A 16,327-nucleotide genomic window follows, 5' to 3' on the forward strand; every position below is an offset into this window, starting at 1 on the left:
GGGCCCCCTTCGGCGGGAGCTTTCGTCCCCTTCGACGGGAACCACCGACACACTCATGCGAGTGGATCACGGATCGTGACACATGATCGCACGTCATGGTGAGCGCCATGTCCGCTGAGGGCGACGAGCCGGTGAAGACCATCTGCCCGTACTGCGGCGTCGGGTGCGGGATCAAGGTGAACCAGGGCGACGACCCCGGCGACGTGAACTTCATGCCGTGGGGCGAGGCGCCGGTCAACGAGGGGCGCGTCTGCATCAAGGGCGGGGCGGCGACGCAGGTCGTCGACCACGAGGACCGGCTGACGGAACCGCTGATCAAGGAGGACGGCGAGTTCCGCGAGGCGACGTGGGAGGAGGCCTACTCGCGGATCGTCTCGGAGATGGAGTCGATCCGCGACGAGCACGGCCCCGACGCGATGGGATTCTTCGGCTCCTCGAAGACGATGAACGAGGAGAACTACCTCCTCCAGAAGATCGCGCGCCGGTACGGCACCAACAACGTCGACAACTGCACGCGGATGTGCCACGCCTCGACGGTGTGGGCGCTCCGGACCAGCCTCGGCGCGGGCGCGATGACGAACAGCATGGTCGACTTGGAGGAGTCGGCCGACGTGCTCTGGATACAGGGCGCGAACCCCGGCGAGCAACACCCGATCGCCAACAGCCAGTACTTCCGGCAGGCCGTGCTGGAGGGCGCCACCGTCATCCAGGTCGACCCGCACGCCAACAAGACCACCCGGTCGTTCGAGATCGAGGAGACCGAGCGGCACATGCACCTCCAGTTGAACCCGGGCGCCGACATTCCCCTCCTCAACGTCGTCCTGAAGACGATCCTCGAACGCCACGAGGCGGAGCCCGAGGCGGGCTGGATCGACGAGGAGTTCGTCGAGGAGCGCACCGAGGGGTTCGAGCATCTCAAGGAGACGCTCGCGGACTTCGACAAGGAGGCGGCCGCCGAGGAGGCCGGCGTCCCCCTCGAAGACATCGAGCTCGCCGCGGAGAAGTACGCGATGGCGAACAACGCCGCCATCTTCACCGGGATGGGGATGAGCCAGCACACCTGCGGCGTCGACAACGTGCAAAACGAGATCAACCTCGCGCTGATCACGGGGAACCTCGGGAAGCCCGGCACGGGCGTCAACCCCCTCCGCGGGCAGAACAACGTCCAGGGGACGAGCGACGTGGGCGCGATGCCGAACGTGCTCCCCGGCTACCAGCTCGTCGACGACGACGAGGCGCGCGAGAGCGTCGAGGACGTGTGGGGGTTCGAGGTCCCCGACGAGCCCGGGCTCACCAACGTGGAGATCTCCCACGAGGCCGGCCGCTCGGTGAAGGGGCTGTACGTGATGGGCGAGAACCCCGTGATGAGCGAGCCCGACGGCAACGAGGTCGAGAAGCGCCTCGAGTCGCTCGAGTTCATGGTCGCGCAGGACATCTTCATGACCGAGACCGCGGAGCTCGCGGACGTGGTCCTCCCGGCGACGACGTGGGCGGAGCGCGGCGGCACCGTCACCAACACCGACCGGCGGGTCCAGCGCATGCGCGGCGCCGAGGCGGTCCACGAGAACACGAAACACGACCTCGATATCCTGATGGAGGTCGGCAGCCGCCTCTTCAGCGACGACGAGTTCCGGTTCGACGACGTGGAAGCGGTCTTCGAGGAGCTCCGGGAGGTCTGTCCGATCTACCACGGGATGACCTACGACGCGCTGGGCGAGACCGGGCTCCAGTGGCCCTGCTACGAGGAGGGCGACGAGGGCGACCAGTACCTCTACGAGGACTCCTTCGACACGGAGAACGGGCTCGGGCAGATCGAGGGCGTCCGCCACCAGCCCCCGGCCGAGGTGCCCGACGAGGAGTACCCGCTGATCCTCACCACCGCCCGGCTGGAGGAGCACTACAACACGGGGACGATGAGCCGGCGGTCGCCGACGCTCTCGCGTCAGCACCCGGAGAACTTCGTCGACGTGCACCCGAACGACGCGGAGGCCTACGGGATCGAGGACGGCGACACCGTCACGCTCCGGTCGCGGCGCGGCGAGATTGAGGTGAAAGCACAGGTGACCGAGGACATCAAGGAGGGGGTCGTTTGGACGACGCCGCACTTCGCGGCCGCCTCCGCGAACCGCCTCACGAACGACGTGCTCGACGAGCGGGCGAAGATCCCCGAGTACAAGGCCGCGGCGGCGGACATCGCGGTCACCGTCGCCGACGGCGGGGAGAGCGCGAGCGACGGGGCGGCCTCGGACGACGCGGAACCGGCGGACGACTGATCGCGCCGGCAGCGGACGGCCTTTTTCGCTGCCCGAGAACGCGTCCAACACTGATTACGCCCCCGAGAGAAGGCTCCGGTATGGTACACCAGAACCCCGCAGCCGACGGGACCGACGCGAGTGAGGTACCGGCGTCCGACCTCGCGGTCGCGCGCGCCGCGACGCCCCGGCCCGTCGAGGCGGTCGCCGGCGACCTCGGGCTGGGCCCCGACGCGATCGAACCACGGGGCGACGGGGTCGCGAAGCTCACGCGGTCGGCGGTCCGGTCGGCGACCGCGGGCGAGCCCGACGGGACAACGGTGCTCGTCACCGGGATGACCCCGACGCCGAAGGGGGAGGGGAAGACCGTGACGACGGTGGGGCTCGGGCAGGCGCTCGCGGGGCTGGGGGAGTCGGCCGCGGTGGCCGTCCGAGAGCCCTCGCTCGGTCCCGTCTTCGGGGTCAAGGGCGGCGCCGCGGGCGGCGGGTACTCGCAGGTCCTCCCGATGGAAGCGATCAACCTCCACTTCACCGGCGACATGCACGCGCTCACGGCCGCGCACAACCTGCTGTCCGCGGCGCTCGACAACCACCTCCACCAGGGGAACGAGGCGGAGGTCGACGCCCGCCGGGTCGACTGGCCGCGCGCGCTCGACGTCAACGACCGCGCGCTCCGCGAGGTCGTCGCGGGGCTCGGCGGGCCCGCGAGCGGCGTGCCGCGGGAAGACGAGTTCGTCATCACCGCCGCCTCGGAGCTGACGGCCGTCCTCGGGCTCGCGGACGACCTGTCGGACCTCAAGGAGCGAATCGGGCGGATCGTGCTCGCCGAGGACGCCGACGGCGACCCGGTCACGCCCGCGGACCTCGGCGTCACGGGCGCCGCGACGGCCCTCCTGCGCGACGCGTTCCGCCCGAACCTCGTCCAGACGGTCGAGGGGGTCCCCGCCTTCGTCCACGGCGGCCCCTTCGCCAACATCGCGCACGGGACCAACACGCTCGTCGCCGACCGCGTCGGCGCCTCGCTCGCCGACTACCTCGTCACCGAGGCCGGCTTCGGCGCGGACCTCGGCGCCGAGAAGTTCGCGCACATCGTCGCCCGTCAGGGGGTCGTTCCCGACGTGGCGGTCGTGGTCGCGACGGTCCGCGGCGCGAAGCGCCACGGACTGGAGATGTGGCCGACCGACTTCGATGCGCTGGCCGCGACCGATCCCGAGGCGGTCCGAGCCGGCGCCGACAACGTGAAACGCCACGTCGAGATCGCGGAGTCGTTCGGGATCCCCGCGGTCGTCGCGATCAACGTCTTCGCCGACGACGCCGCGTCGGAGCTCCGAGCCCTGGAGTCCGAGCTCGCCGAGGACGGGATCCCGGTCGCGCGCTCGACCGCTTACCGCGACGGCGGCGAAGGGGCGATCGGACTCGCCGAGCTGGTCCGCGAGCGCGCCGGAACTGGGGAGTTCGCTCCCCTGTACGACCTCGACGCCCCGCTGCGCGAGAAGATCGAGACCGTCGCCCGGGAGGTGTACGGCGCCGACGGGGTGGAGTACGTCGACGGCGCCGCCGCCGACCTCGACCGCATCGAGGCGTGGGGGTACGGCGACCTCCCGGTCTGCCTCTCGAAGACGCCGTACTCCTTCGCGGACGACCCCTCGCTGACCGGCGTCCCGGAGGGGTGGACGCTCACCGTCCGCGAGGCGTCGCCGTCGGCGGGCGCCGGCTTCGTCGTCGTCAAGACCGCGGACGTGATGACGATGCCCGGCCTCCCGGCCGAACCCGCCGCGGAGGAGATCGACGTGGACGCCGACGGGAACCTGAGCGGGCTGTTCTGAGCCCGACCGCGGTTCGGACTCGGGGGGCTCTACTCGAGCGCCCGCTTCTCCTTCTCGACGACCTCGACCCCGGAGATGCCGGTGTCCGGATAGCCGCCGTCGCCGTCCTTCTCCGCGGCCTTCACCATGTCCCAGACCACGTTGAGCCCGGTCGTCACGCCCTCTAGCGCCTCCATCTCGCAGCCGGTCTTCCCGGTCGTCTCCACGGCGACCGTCAGTTCGATCCGGTCGTCGCCGACGGCGAAGTCGGTGTCGACGTTCGTGATCGGGATCTGGTGGCACATCGGGATCGTCTCCCACGTGTGTTTGACGGCCTGCACCGCGCCCACCCGCGCGGTCGCGAGCACGTCGCCCTTGCCGACCTCGTCGGCCTCGACCGCCGCGATCGTCGAGGGCGTCAGCCGGATCTCGCCGCGCGCGACCGCGCGGCGGCTCGTGTCGGGCTTGTCGCCCACGTCGACCATCCGGACCTCGCCGGACGCGTCGGTGTGGGTCAGGTCGCCGGTGGGATCGTCGGTGGACTCCTCACTCATCACGCATCGCCTCGGGAAGCCGATCGATTAAGTCCGTCGCCACGAGGCCGTTCCCCAGGTCCGCGGCCGCCGCGTCGCCGGCCAGTCCGTTGACGTACGTCCCGGCCGCGGCCGCCTCGAAGGGGTCGGTCACGGCCGCGAGCGCGCCGACCGCGCCCGCGAGCACGTCGCCGGTCCCGCCGACGGTCATCCCCGGGTTCCCCGTGCGGTTCAGCCGGACCGCGTCGCCGTCAGTGACCACGTCGGTCGCGCCCTTCACGAGCAGGGTGTGGCCGACCTCGTCGGCGAACGACCGCACGAGCGCCGCGCGCTCGTGCGGATCGTCGGCCGTCTCGCCGCCCATGCCGACCAACTCGCCCTGGTGCGGCGTGCAGATCAGCTCGGCGTCCGTGTCGACATCGGGGACGACCCGCAGGGCGTCGGCGTCGACGACAGCGCGCCCGCCGTACCGCGACAGGAACCGCCGGACGAACTCGCGGGTCCCGTCGCCGCCGCCGAGCCCCGGGCCGAGCACGACCACGTCGTTGCCGGCGGCGAGCTCCAGCGCGCGGTCGACGTGGGCCGGCCCCACGCGGTCGCCCGGGAGGCCGCGGACGATCAGGTCCGCGGAGTACCCCTGGACCGTCCGCGCCACCGTCTCCGGGCAGGCCACGCGCACGAGGTCGGCGCCGGTCCGGAGGGCCGACCGGGCCGAGAGCGACGGCGCGCCGGTGTACGGGCCGCCCCCGATCACGAGCACCTCGCCGTTCTCCCCCTTGTGCGAGGCCGGATCGCGCGCGATCCCGAGCAGGTCGCCGGGGCCGGTGAACCGCTCCGCGGCCGCGGGGATGCCGATGTCCGCGACGGTCACGGCCGCGTCGAGCGCGGCCAGCCCGGGCTTCTCGTCGTGGAAGGTGACGACGCGGTCGGCCTCGACGCGAACCTCGTCGCCGGAGCCCTCTCCGGTCGGCTCGCCGGTGTCGGCGTCGATCCCGGAGGGCACGTCGACGGCGACGACCGCGGCGTCGGTCTCGTTCGCCAGCCGCGCCGCGGTCCGCTCCGGCTCCCGGAGCGCGCCCGTCACCCCGGTCCCGAGCATCGCGTCGACGATCACGTCCGGGTCGTCGAGCGCGAGGTCCGCGGCGTCGGCTACCGACTCGGTCGGAACTCCGGCGGCGCCGAGCGCGTCCCAGTTCTCGCGGGCGATCTCGGTCCGGATCGACTCGGGGCGTCCGAGCAGGCGGACGGTGACGTCGTACGCGGAGAGGAACCGCGCCGCGACGAACCCGTCCCCGCCGTTGTTCCCGCGCCCGCAGAGCAGCTCGACCGTCGCGCCGGGGTCGGCGATCGCCCGGACCTCGCGGGCGACCGCGTTGCCGGACGACTCCATCAGCTGCTTCCGCGGGACGCCGAGGGCGGCGGCGTTGGCGTCGACCGCCGCCATCCGATCGCTTGTGATCATGGGCGGGACTTCGCGCGCCGCGTGATTAATGGTGTGGCCGCGGGGGACGGTGGGGCCCCGGAACGGGGTGGGCCGCGGGTCGGCGGCGCGTCCGCGTTCCCGGAGCCGCGGTGCCGGGGCCGCGCCGGTCGTGAAATGAAAATGTTGATGCACGTCCGAAGAAAATCCGCGACGTAACAACCGTGGCACAGTCAGGACGCAACGACGGCGCTACGAGACGATGGTCTCGCGCCCGGGACGAGACGGGGACGGCGCTCCCCCGACCGACAGCGGCCCCGTATGCGGCGGCGTCCCCGACCGCGGGCCGCGGCGGAACGGCGCAGCTCCCCGCCTCCGGAACGCGCTCCGGCTGCGACGCGCGACAGACGACGCGACGACGGTCAGCCCTCGCATGAACATCGGATTCTTCACGGACAGCTACTTCCCCGGCGTCGACGGTGTCACGTACACGATCCGCGCGTGGCGGAACCGGCTCGAGGACCGGGGCCACGAGGTGTACGTCGTCTACCCGGCGAGCAGCCACGACCCCGACGAGCGCGAACTCCCCGTGCCGTCGCTGCCGAACCCCTTCTACCGCCAGTACCGCGTTCCGCTGTACCGACGCCTCTCGACGCTCCCCGACCTGGACGTGGTCCACTGCCACGGCCCGGCCTCGACCGGCCTGATGGGCCGCCGATACGCGAAGCAGCGCGGCGTGAAATCCGTGTACACCCACCACACCCCCGTGGAGGACTACTTCGTCCAGGGGCTGAAACTGGAGGCGCTGGCCGGGGTCGCCGGGCGGGCCTACGTGGCCTACGAGAACCGGTTCCTCCGATCGTTCGACTGCGTCACCGCGTCGACCTCGCGGATCCGGCGGGACGTGACGCCGCGGAAGCTCCCGGTCGGCATCGAGACGGACACGTTCCGGCCGGTGGCCGACTCGAAGTTCGCGAGCGACGAGCCGACCGTGGGGTACAGCGGGCGGATGACTCGAAAGAAGCACGTCGACGAGATCCTCCGGTTGGCGGAGCGCCGGCCGGACCTGCGGTTCGAGCTCGTCGGCGAGGGGCCGGTCCGGGACGACCTCGAAGCGGACGCGCCGGAGAACGCGCGGTTCCGAGATTTCCTCCCGCGGGAGGACCTCCCGGCCTTTTACTCCGCGCTCGATGTCTTCGTCACCGCCTCGACCTGCGACACCCTCGGGCTCTCGACGCTGGAGGCGAACGCCTGCGGGACCCCGGTCGCCGCCGCGGACGTGCCCCCCTTCGACCGGACCATCGGCCCGGACAACGGCGCCCGGTTCGAGCACGGCGACCTCGACGACATGGAGCGCGCCGTCGTCGACTGCCTCGACGGCGACAGGCCGACCCGCGCGGCGGTCGAGACGTTCTCTGTCGAGCGAACGATAGACGAGTTAGAGGAGATATACGGGGTGTCGTAGATGGGCGCGGACAACGTCGACGTGTTCCAGCGGCTGGTGTTCAGCGTGCCGCCGCTCTCGCGGCAGCTCCCCGCCATGGCGGTCCTCTCGGTCGTCTACAGCGTCGTCGCGTTCGCCGCCTTCTCGGCGTTCACGCCGTTCTCGCCGGAGCCGTCGACGCTCCTCCCGGTCGCGGTGCTGCTCTTCCTGCTCCCCTTCCTGTTCGCCGGGGAGCTGTTCCACCGCGTCCTCCCGGAGTACCCGCGGTCGTGGAGCTTCTTCCTCGCCGCGACCAACCAGTTCGTCACGTTCGTCTACGCGCTGGTCCTCTCCGGGGCGAACGACGTGGGGAGCGCGTGGAGCATCGTCTGGCTCCTCTTCATCACGGTCTACCTGATCAACATCCTCGCGCTCGTCGTCTCGACGGGGATCGACCGCTACAAGCGGATCCTCCTCGTCGCGCTCGCGGAGCCGGCGGCGCTGATCGCCGCCTTCTACGCGTTCGCCGGCGGGGACCTGGGGTTCTCGACGTATCGCCACGTGTTCGCGTTCGCCTCGCTGCTCATCGCGGCGGCGTTTCTCGTGTTGGTGCTCGCGATCGTCGACTACCTCATCCGGAGCAACACCGACGTCTCCGCGTTCGAGCTCACCTCCGGCATCCTCCAGAACGACCGCGCCTCGCTCGATCTGGGGATCGAGGCCGAGCCCGCCGTCGAGACGCTCGCGATCGACAACGGCGACCGGCTGACGCTCGTCGCGCCCTGGGTCCACCCCGGGCCCCTCGGCGGGTTCGGCGGCGGCCAGCTGAGCGGGAACGTCATCGACGCCCTGAACGACGGCGACGAGGGCGAGAGCGGCTTCTTCCTCCACGTCCCCTGCACGCACAAGGAGGACCTCTCGAACCCGGACGACGCCGCGAAGATCCTCGACGCCGTCGCCGACCCGAACCGCGTCGACCGCGCGTCGCGGCTGGTGAGTCACGACTACGGCGAGATCCAGTTTCACGGGCGACAGATTGGCGACAAGCAGGTGATATTCCTCCACGGCGAGGGGATCGACGACTACGACACGGGGGTGTTCATGGGCGACGTCGACGAGTCCGAGGTGTTGCTCGTGGACCTCCACAAACACGACCTACAGAACGGACCGGAGAAGGAGGTGCTGTACGGCTCCGCGGAGGCGGACCGGCTGAAGCGTCACTTCGACGACTTCCGCGACCGGCTCGCCGACGCGCCCCTGCGCGACTACGCGGCGGGGTTCGCGGTCCGCCGCGCGGACCAGGACGTGGCGGCGGTCGTCGAGGCGGTCGACGGTCAGGAGGTGCTGTGGATGGGGATCGACACCAACGGGGTCACGCCCGACGTGCGCGAGCTGGCGGCCGACTACCGCGGGGAGTTCGACGAGGTCCTGATCTTCTCGACGGACACCCACGCCTCCATCCACGAGCTCGCGAACACGACGCGATCCGACACCGACGCGCTTCGCGAGGCGGTCGAGCGCGCCGCCGCCGAGGTGGCCCCCGCGACGATCGGCCTGACCAGTCGGCGGACCCGCCCCCTCAAGCTCCTGAAAAACGACTACAACGGACTCGTCTTCAGCGTCAACATCCTGATCCGGCTGACGATCATCGCGCTCGTGATCTTGTACGGACTGCTCGTCGTCTGGCTGTTCTTCTGACCGGCCGCGGTCCGCTCCGCGAGAAGACGAGGGGATTCCGGAGAACGCTCCGACTCAGAACGTGATGATCTCGTAGTCGTCGTCGACGAGCGACCGGATGCTCGGGTGGCCGTCGTAGTCGTCGAGGGTGACGAGGCCGGCGTCGGCGACGGCCTCGTCGACGCCGAACGCGCCGGAACAGTAGTCACAGACTGCGGCGTCGTCGCGGACCGCCTGATACAGCTCGTGGTAGTCGCTGTCCTCGTCTTCCAGTTCGGGAATCCACTGGGTCCCCGCGCCGTCGAAGATGAGTTCGAGCTCGTCGGCGTCGTTCTCCGCGAACTCCTTGGCCGCCTCCAGCGCGTTCGCCATGCGACCGTAGTCGGCGTGCGACTCGTTGCCGGCGAGAATCACGATTGCTGCTTTTGCCATCGTGGGTCACGGTAGCGGCCATCGACGCATAACCCCCCGGCGGCTGTGTGTCCGAAACGCCGACTCGTCACGTGATCGCATGCCAATCGGCTTCCCGGCTGAGCCCGATCCGGATCACTCGTGGCAGTGGTGGTGGCGTCTGTCTCGGCCGAATCGGCCGGGTTGGGCGCGGTCGACGACCGTCAGGACCTCGACGTGGTACGGCGGCCGGTCGTCGTTCCGGAAGGCTCAGAGCGTGATGACCTGGTCGACGCCGACCTCGCCGAGCGCCGCGTAGAGGTCCGGGAAGCAGCCGACGGTCGCGCCCTCGACGGTGTCCGTCGGCTCGTAGTGGTCGCGGCCGTGCTCGTCAGTGTGGTCGAACTCGGCGAGCCCCCGACGGCTCGCGCACTGGTCGCACAGCATGAGCAGGATCTCCTGTTCGGCCGCCACGTCCGCGAGCCGCCGGCCCAGCGGGTCGTCCTCGCGGAGCGCGTAGGTGTTGTCGTGGAAGAAGAACATCCCGACCACGTCGGCGCCGTGCGCGCCCGCCTCCAACTGCGGGAGGATCATGTCGCCGAGCACGTAGTCGATCGTCTGTCCCGCCGTCGCGAACACGTATGCGACCTTCATACGCCGGTCACAGGCGGTGACGGCTTGGCTCCGCGTTCGTCGGCAGGAATCTCCGGGGTCGGTGACGCGGGGCTCGGGATCCGGCCGTCAGACCACGACCGACCCGAACGGGTACGCCGGCGAGTCCGCGGTCCAGACGGTCCCAGAGTCGACGTCGACGAGGGAGACGCGGTCGTCGTCGTAGTGCGAGACGGCGAGCCGCCCGTCGCCGGCCGGGGTCGCGACCAGCCCGGGCGCCGCCGTCTCGACGCGCTCGCCGTCGAGCGACCGGAGGCCGGACGCCTCGGCGTCGAGCACCCACCAGCGCCCGGCGAGCCGGAACACGTCGACCGGTCTGGAGAACCCCTCGTGGACCGCGATCGGCTCCAAGCCGAGGTCGAACTCGTGGACGACGCCGTCGCCGCGGCCGGGGACGAACACGCGGCCCTCGGTGACGACGAGGTCGTAGGGATCGGCGCCGACCGCGGCCTCGGCGGCGGTCGGCTCGACGAGGGAGAGCGAACCGGACTCGGCACCGGTCTCGAAGGAGACGACGCGCGCGCCGCGTTGGTCGACCGCGTACCCGCGAGTTCCGTCGGACGAGACCGCGATGCCCTGCACGCGCGCGTCGTCGCCGGCGTCGATCGCGGCGAGCCGATCGCGGGTCTCGGTGTCGACGACGTCCACGACGCCCTCGCGTCGGCTCCCCGAGTAGAGTCGCGTTCCGTCCGGCGAGACGGCGAGCTCGTGCGGCTCGGCGCCGACGGCGACCCGATCGACGAGGGTCAGGCGCTCGGGGTCGATGACGGCGAGGGCGTCGCCGGCGGAACAGGAGACGTACAGCTCGCCGTTCGCGGCCGCGAAGTGCGACGGCCCCAACACGCCGGTCTCGACCCGGGTCACCTCGCCGCTCGGGTCGACCGCGGTGACGGCGCGCTCGCCCATGGTCGCGACGACGGTCCGCCCGCGACACGTCGTCGCGTGGACCGGATGGCTCCCCACCGGGACCTCGCCGAGGCGCTCGCCCGTGTCGAGCGCGAACAGCGCGAGGCTGTCGGCGCCCTCGCAGGGGACCGCGAGGACGCGATCGCCGGAGATGCCGTCTCCGGCGTCGGTCGACGCGTCGTCCCGCTCGACCTCCTCGGTCATCCCGTACAGGAGAAGTCGCCGCCGTCGTCGTCGCCGCCGACGCTCCCGTCGGTCTCGACGACGACGTTCGTCGCCGTCTCGACCGGGTATCGCCCCCGATCGCCGTCGACGTTCGCCCACTCGCCGAAGCCGCCGTCGTACAGCCGCACGTCCGCGAAGCCGATCGCCTTCAGCGTCAGCCAGGTCGAGGTGGGGTCGACGTTGTCGTCGCCGTAGACGACGACCGGCTCGCCGCGGTCGAGCTCCGCCTCGCTCTCGTACAGCTGGACGAGCCGGGTGGGTTCGGTCATCCGGCGCCCGGAGACGTTTCCGACCCAGTGGACGTCGACCGCGCCCGGGAGGTGGCCGTGCCGGTCGTGGTCGCCGTTCAGGGCGTCCGAGCCCGCGGCGGCGAGATATGCCTCCGGGACGCGCACGTCGACGAGGCCGGGCCCGTCGGCGTTGAACGTCCCGACCCGATCTGCGATCCACTCGCGGGTGACCCACGCCGAGTCGTCCGGCTCCGGCTCGTACTCGGTCGGCGAGACGCGGTCCCGCGACCCCGTTCCGAGCCGGCCGTTCCAGGCGGAGAGCCCGCCGTTGAGGACGCGGATCGACCCCTCGTGACCGACCGCGGCGAGCGCGAACGCGACGCGGGTGACGCGCGACCCGACGCTCGCGCCGTAGACGAGCACGTCGTCGTCCGGGGACACGCCGACCTCGCCGAACGCGGACGCGATCGCGTCGGCGTCGGGCACGTCGCCCTCCTCGGTCGACTCGCGGGCCGTGACCGCGTCGAACGGCACGCGTCGAGCGCGGTAGATGCGCTCCTCGCGGAACCGCTCCGGGTCGCGGGCGTCGAGGACGACGGTGTCCTCGCGGTTGTCGGCGAGCCAGCTCGGCCCGACGAAGTGGCCGACGTTGCCCGACACCTCGTTCTGCGCCGCCACGTCCGCGGGGGTCGTCACGCCCAGACAGCCGGCGGTGCTCGCCGCGCCCGCGACGGTCGCCCCCGCCGCCGCCCGCAACAGGCCGCGGCGGGTCGCGTTCTCGGCGGGATCGGAGTCGCCGCCGTCGCCGGTCGAGTGCTCCCCCGTCATCCGCAGTAGCAGTGGTCGTCCATGCACCACGACGCCTCCATCTCGCCGAACGTGATCCCGAGCGACGCGAGCGACGCCTGGAGGCTCGCCACGGCGTCGCTCTCCGGACGGACGGTGCCGGCGGCGGCCCCCGTGGGCGCCTCGCCGACCTCGATCGTCTCCGTGACCTCGCGGCTCGCGTGGTCGATCACGGCGACCTGGTTGGCGTCCTGCACGGGGACGTACAGCTTCTCGCGGTTCGGTCCCCACGACGCGGAGATGCTGCTCCCGCCCACGTCGAGGGTCGTCTCGTACTCGAAGCTCTCTAAGTCGATCACGCCGACGCCCTCGCCGGGGATGAGGAGATAGGCGGCCTCGTTGTCCGGCGACACCTCGCTCGTGATCGGCGCGCCGGGCAGGCCGTCGTCGCGGGTGATCTTCCCGACCTCCTCGGGGTTCTCGGGGTCGGAGATGTCCCACAGGCTCTCGGAGCCCTCGCGGGGCACCTCGGGCTCGCCGCCGAGCGTCCCCTCGCCGTTCTCGACGAGGAGGTACTCCCCGTCGAACGCGGCGGTACACATGAACGGGAGGACGTTCCCCTCGGTGACCGGTTCGCCCGCATCGACGCGCGCGACCGTCTCGAACGGGTCGACGCTCAGCACGCGGATCGCCTCGTCGGCCACGTCGACGACGAACGCGTAGTCGCCGTCGGGGCCGAGCGTCATGTCGCAGGGACCGACGTAGCCGGTCTCGATCTCCGCGGTCACCTCGCCGAAGGTCTCGCTGTCGCGGTCGGCGTCGACGCGGAAGATGGCGTGGTTCTCGTCGCCCTCGGGCTCCATCCCGGTCGTCCCGCCCGAGGCGATCAGCAGGTGATTCCCGTCGGGGGTCACGTTCGGGTAGTTCGGGCCGTACCCGGTCTCGACGAAGGCGACCTCCTCGAGCGTTCGTTGGTCGATTCCCCGGACGCCGCCGGAGACGTTGAGCCAGAGCACGTCGTGGTCGTCGTCGATGCCGGTCGAGTACTGGTTGGCCGGGAACGAGGCGGTCGTCCCGAGGAACGCGGAGGTGAGCAGCTCGTCCGACTCGGTGTCGATCACGCTGACGGTCCGGTCCCCGTTGTTGAACACGAACATCGTCGGCTCGGACTCGTCGCCGCCCTCGCCGTCCCCGCCGGAACAGCCCGCGAGGGCCGCGGTCGCGCCGACGGCGCCGGAGCTCTTGAGGAGGCGCCGTCGGTCGACCCCCTCCGCGAAGGGGTTCCGTCGGTCGTCGTTCGCCAGATCGCTCCCCTTCGCGGGGCGGGGATCCGCGGCCCCCTCGGAGGGGCGCGAGTCCGCGTCGGTCGTCCCGCAGCCGCAGTCGTCGCTCATACCCCACCGACGGGTCTCACGGCTAAAGACTCCCCGGACCTCCCGCTCGTTGCCCCGTGTGCCACGTACCGGCGATTATTGCGCCGGCCTCCGACACGAGGGAGCCGTTACCGTCTCCAGCGACGCTTTACGTGCGGGAGCGTTTGGTTCGACAATGCTGCTGTCTCCCGTCGCCTACATCGGCGTCTCTATCGCGGTCGGGCTGTCGTTCGGGGTCCTGTTACAGAAGGCGCGGTTCTGCTTCGTCAGCGCCTTCCGCGACTTCGTCGCGTTCAAGGACACCCGCGTGCTGAAAGGGCTGCTCGCCGGAATCGCCGTGATGACCGTGTTCTGGAGCGTCCAGGCCACGTTCGGCTACTTCCGCGGCTTCTGGACGCCCGCGTGGGGGCTCGGATCGCTGTTCGGCGGGTTCGTCTTCGGGCTCGGGATGACCCTCGCCGGCGGCTGCGCGTCCGGCACCCTCTACCGCGCCGGACAGGGGTACCTCCAGTTCTGGCTCGTACTCTTCTTCATGTTCGTCGGCTACGTCCTCTTCGCGTTCGCGTTCCCCGTCGCGGAGACGTACTACTTCCAGACGCTGAACCCGTTCGAGGGCCAGACGCTGTACCTCTCGCTGCCGTTCTCGCCGGCGGTCACCGGGGCCGCCGCGGTCGCGCTCGGCACCCTCGCGTACGCGTTCGTGAAGGGCCGGAGCCAACTCCCCGACGACCCCTCCGGCGGGACCGGCGTGGGCGCGGACACCCGCGCGCAGGCCGCGATCGGCGCCTCCCGAACCCTTTCGGCCGTCTCGGTCGGGCTGCGCGGCATCGCCGACGGCACGGTCGCGTACGTCCGCGCGCTCCGCGACGACGACCGGCCCCTGAAAGCCCGGCTCCGCGACTCGTGGGACGCCCGGACCGCCGGCGTCGCGATGGCGCTCGTCGCCAGCCTCTGGTTCTACGTGCACGGGCACTGGGCGATCACCGGGAGCGAGGCGCGCTGGGCGGGCTACCTGCTGGCGGGCGCCGGGTTCGACGTGGCGAGCGTCGAGTACTGGGGGTCGATCCTGTTCCGCGACGGGAACATCTCGCTGACCATCGATATGGTGATGATCGCGTCGCTGATCGTCGGCTCCTTCCTCGCCGCGTACGCCTCCGGCGACTTCCGGGTCCGGAAGCCGAAGCTGAACCGCGTCCCGAACTACGCGGTCGGCGGGCTCCTGATGGGCGTCGGCTCACGGCTCGCCGCGGGCTGCAACATCGCGAACCTCTTCTCCGGGGTCGCGCTGCTGTCGGTCCACTCCTTCTTGGCCGGCGCGGGGATCATCCTCGGCGTCTACGTGATGACCCACTACATGTACCGCGAGGTCGGCTGCGCGATTTAAACGAAATTCCCGATCGTCTTCGGCGGTCGGTACCGCTGAAAACACGTTTTCGTGGTTCTCCGATTCTTCGAGCCCTCAGCCATTCTCCGGTACCCGGCCGCAGTAGCGAACGCCTCCAAAGCCCCAGCCGCGAGGCGACCAGAGACTCGCTGTCGTTCGAAAGGCGCAAAGCGCCTTTCGTGATGACGAGACGCCTCCGGTGTCTCGAACCACGCTCCTCACTCGTTCGCTCCGCTCACTCGTTGCGGTGCTTGGCGTCGTCTCTGGCCGCCTCGCGACTGCCCCTTTGAGTCCCGCCCCGCACCGCACAGCGACCGCAGCCTCACGCCTCCCCAGCCTCGTCGGCCGGCGCTTATAAGCGCCGGCCGCCTCCCTCGCGCGGTGCTCCTCGCGGCGCAAAGCGCCGCTCGGAGGCACGCGCCACCACATCGCATTTTACCGACAGGCACTCGACTCTCGATGACTCTCCCCGCCGAAGTGCGGATCTAGAACAGAACCGACTACGAAAAACTCGACCGCCGTTCAGGCGTCTGCGGCCGGGCCGGTCTCTAGGTCAAAGTCCCACTCCTCGTAGCCGCCGGACATGCTGGCGACGAGCACGCCGTCCTCGACGCCCTCGTAGCTCTGGATCAGCATGGCGGCCTGCTTCGACGACTGGCCGACCGGACACGCGCAGACCACGTCGGTGTCGTCCCAGTCGATGTCGGGGACGCGGGCGGGGAGATCGCCCAGCGGGACGTTGATCGCGCCGGGGATGTGACCCTGTTCGTACTGTGCGGGCGGTCGCGTGTCGATGACGCGGATGTCGCCCTTCTCGACGCGCTCGTTGACTTCCTCGGGGGTGAGTTCTTCGACCATGGTTACTCCTTCCGCAGGAAGATGCGGTAGCGACCGTCGCCCGACTTCCACACCTTGGCGGTCGCGTCGTCGCCGACCGCCTTCGGGACGTTCTCCGTGCTCGGGACGTGGTCGGTCTTCTGGACCAGCACGTCGCCGGGCGAGAGCCCCGCGATGGCCTTCTTCGCCTCGACCTGCGGGTACGGGCAGACCTCGCCGGTCATGTCCTGTACCTCGGTCGCGTCTTCGAGGAGCGCCTCGGCGGTCTCGTCGTCGAGCTCGTCGGGCATCTCGACGACGTCGTCCCACGATGGTTGACTCATGGCGTGCTGTACGCGTCTGTCCCGGTAACCCCTTTCGTGACCGGCAGGCTTCTCCCGTATCTCTGACGGGCGACCGCCGCGCACGACCGCG

General features: G+C 70.7%; 14 protein-coding genes. 5 read left to right on the forward strand and 9 right to left on the reverse strand.

Going from position 1 to position 16,327, the window contains the following annotated elements:
* Window positions 1–107 precede the first annotated feature (107 nt).
* Window positions 108–2,273: a formate dehydrogenase subunit alpha gene (fdhF, locus tag CK500_RS04780; protein WP_095636245.1), complete on the forward strand. Its 2,166-nt coding sequence runs from the start codon at window positions 108–110 to the stop codon at window positions 2,271–2,273.
* Between the two features lie 80 nt (window positions 2,274–2,353).
* Window positions 2,354–4,078 (forward strand): formate--tetrahydrofolate ligase, encoded by a 1,725-nt coding sequence (locus CK500_RS04785; RefSeq protein WP_095636109.1) that lies wholly within the window; start codon window positions 2,354–2,356, stop codon window positions 4,076–4,078.
* Between the two features lie 29 nt (window positions 4,079–4,107).
* Here the strand turns inward: CK500_RS04785 and moaC are convergent, their stop codons facing one another.
* Together moaC and CK500_RS04795 are read right to left on the reverse strand one after the other, a co-directional pair.
* Window positions 4,108–4,611 carry a cyclic pyranopterin monophosphate synthase MoaC gene (gene moaC / locus CK500_RS04790; protein WP_095636110.1) on the reverse strand — a complete coding sequence of 168 codons (504 nt, stop codon included), beginning with the start codon at window positions 4,609–4,611 and terminating at the stop codon, window positions 4,108–4,110.
* On the reverse strand, window positions 4,604–6,052 hold the full coding sequence (locus tag CK500_RS04795) for an NAD(P)H-hydrate dehydratase (protein WP_095636111.1): 1,449 nt from the start codon (window positions 6,050–6,052) through the stop codon (window positions 4,604–4,606). The genes moaC and CK500_RS04795 overlap by 8 nt, the downstream gene beginning before the upstream one ends.
* 391 nt (window positions 6,053–6,443) lie before the next feature.
* Between CK500_RS04795 and CK500_RS04800 the strand changes: the two genes are divergently transcribed.
* Window positions 6,444–7,475: a glycosyltransferase gene (locus CK500_RS04800; RefSeq protein WP_095636246.1), complete on the forward strand. Its 1,032-nt coding sequence runs from the start codon at window positions 6,444–6,446 to the stop codon at window positions 7,473–7,475.
* A complete protein-coding gene (locus CK500_RS04805) occupies window positions 7,476–9,131 on the forward strand; it encodes a DUF2070 family protein (RefSeq protein WP_095636112.1) in 1,656 nt (551 codons plus the stop codon).
* 54 nt (window positions 9,132–9,185) lie between these two features.
* On the opposite strand, the gene CK500_RS04810 is transcribed toward CK500_RS04805, so the two are convergent.
* The 5 genes from CK500_RS04810 to CK500_RS04830 form a co-directional block, all read right to left on the reverse strand.
* Window positions 9,186–9,542, reverse strand: a complete 357-nt coding sequence (locus CK500_RS04810) for a DsrE family protein (RefSeq protein ID WP_095636113.1) — start codon at window positions 9,540–9,542, stop codon at window positions 9,186–9,188.
* Window positions 9,543–9,770: 228 nt separating this feature from the next.
* Window positions 9,771–10,154, reverse strand: a complete 384-nt coding sequence (locus tag CK500_RS04815; protein ID WP_095636114.1) for a SaoD/DsrE family protein — start codon at window positions 10,152–10,154, stop codon at window positions 9,771–9,773.
* Between the two features lie 87 nt (window positions 10,155–10,241).
* Window positions 10,242–11,282, reverse strand: a complete 1,041-nt coding sequence (locus tag CK500_RS04820; RefSeq protein WP_095636115.1) for a YncE family protein — start codon at window positions 11,280–11,282, stop codon at window positions 10,242–10,244.
* Window positions 11,279–12,388, reverse strand: coding sequence for a sulfurtransferase (locus CK500_RS04825; RefSeq protein WP_233138756.1), 1,110 nt, complete (start codon window positions 12,386–12,388; stop codon window positions 11,279–11,281). Before CK500_RS04825 ends, CK500_RS04820 begins: the two co-directional genes overlap by 4 nt.
* A complete protein-coding gene (locus CK500_RS04830) occupies window positions 12,358–13,713 on the reverse strand; it encodes a twin-arginine translocation signal domain-containing protein (protein WP_095636117.1) in 1,356 nt (451 codons plus the stop codon). The genes CK500_RS04825 and CK500_RS04830 overlap by 31 nt, the downstream gene beginning before the upstream one ends.
* A gap of 154 nt (window positions 13,714–13,867) precedes the next feature.
* On the opposite strand from CK500_RS04830, the gene CK500_RS04835 reads away from it, so the two are divergent.
* On the forward strand, window positions 13,868–15,076 hold the full coding sequence (locus CK500_RS04835; protein WP_095636118.1) for a YeeE/YedE family protein: 1,209 nt from the start codon (window positions 13,868–13,870) through the stop codon (window positions 15,074–15,076).
* 522 nt (window positions 15,077–15,598) lie between these two features.
* Here the strand turns inward: CK500_RS04835 and CK500_RS04840 are convergent.
* Together CK500_RS04840 and CK500_RS04845 are read right to left on the reverse strand one after the other, a co-directional pair.
* Window positions 15,599–15,934 (reverse strand): rhodanese-like domain-containing protein, encoded by a 336-nt coding sequence (locus tag CK500_RS04840; RefSeq protein WP_095636119.1) that lies wholly within the window; start codon window positions 15,932–15,934, stop codon window positions 15,599–15,601.
* A 2-nt stretch (window positions 15,935–15,936) separates the two neighbouring features.
* Window positions 15,937–16,236, reverse strand: a complete 300-nt coding sequence (locus tag CK500_RS04845) for a sulfurtransferase TusA family protein (protein WP_095636120.1) — start codon at window positions 16,234–16,236, stop codon at window positions 15,937–15,939.
* Window positions 16,237–16,327: the final 91 nt, after the last annotated feature.

The sequence above is a fragment of the Halorubrum salipaludis genome (assembly GCF_002286985.1).
In the GTDB taxonomy this organism is placed as follows: domain Archaea; phylum Halobacteriota; class Halobacteria; order Halobacteriales; family Haloferacaceae; genus Halorubrum; species Halorubrum salipaludis.

Coding starts and splice junctions, on each gene's coding strand:
- CK500_RS04805 (WP_095636112.1), top strand. CDS start 7,476: ATGGGCGCGGACAACGTCGACGTGTTCCAGCGGCTGGTGTTCAGCGTG.
- CK500_RS04845 (WP_095636120.1), bottom strand. CDS start 16,236: ATGAGTCAACCATCGTGGGACGACGTCGTCGAGATGCCCGACGAGCTC.
- moaC (WP_095636110.1), bottom strand. CDS start 4,611: ATGAGTGAGGAGTCCACCGACGATCCCACCGGCGACCTGACCCACACC.
- CK500_RS04830 (WP_095636117.1), bottom strand. CDS start 13,713: ATGAGCGACGACTGCGGCTGCGGGACGACCGACGCGGACTCGCGCCCC.
- CK500_RS04810 (WP_095636113.1), bottom strand. CDS start 9,542: ATGGCAAAAGCAGCAATCGTGATTCTCGCCGGCAACGAGTCGCACGCC.
- CK500_RS04785 (WP_095636109.1), top strand. CDS start 2,354: ATGGTACACCAGAACCCCGCAGCCGACGGGACCGACGCGAGTGAGGTA.
- fdhF (WP_095636245.1), top strand. CDS start 108: ATGTCCGCTGAGGGCGACGAGCCGGTGAAGACCATCTGCCCGTACTGC.
- CK500_RS04815 (WP_095636114.1), bottom strand. CDS start 10,154: ATGAAGGTCGCATACGTGTTCGCGACGGCGGGACAGACGATCGACTAC.
- CK500_RS04840 (WP_095636119.1), bottom strand. CDS start 15,934: ATGGTCGAAGAACTCACCCCCGAGGAAGTCAACGAGCGCGTCGAGAAG.
- CK500_RS04800 (WP_095636246.1), top strand. CDS start 6,444: ATGAACATCGGATTCTTCACGGACAGCTACTTCCCCGGCGTCGACGGT.
- CK500_RS04835 (WP_095636118.1), top strand. CDS start 13,868: ATGCTGCTGTCTCCCGTCGCCTACATCGGCGTCTCTATCGCGGTCGGG.
- CK500_RS04820 (WP_095636115.1), bottom strand. CDS start 11,282: ATGACCGAGGAGGTCGAGCGGGACGACGCGTCGACCGACGCCGGAGAC.
- CK500_RS04795 (WP_095636111.1), bottom strand. CDS start 6,052: ATGATCACAAGCGATCGGATGGCGGCGGTCGACGCCAACGCCGCCGCC.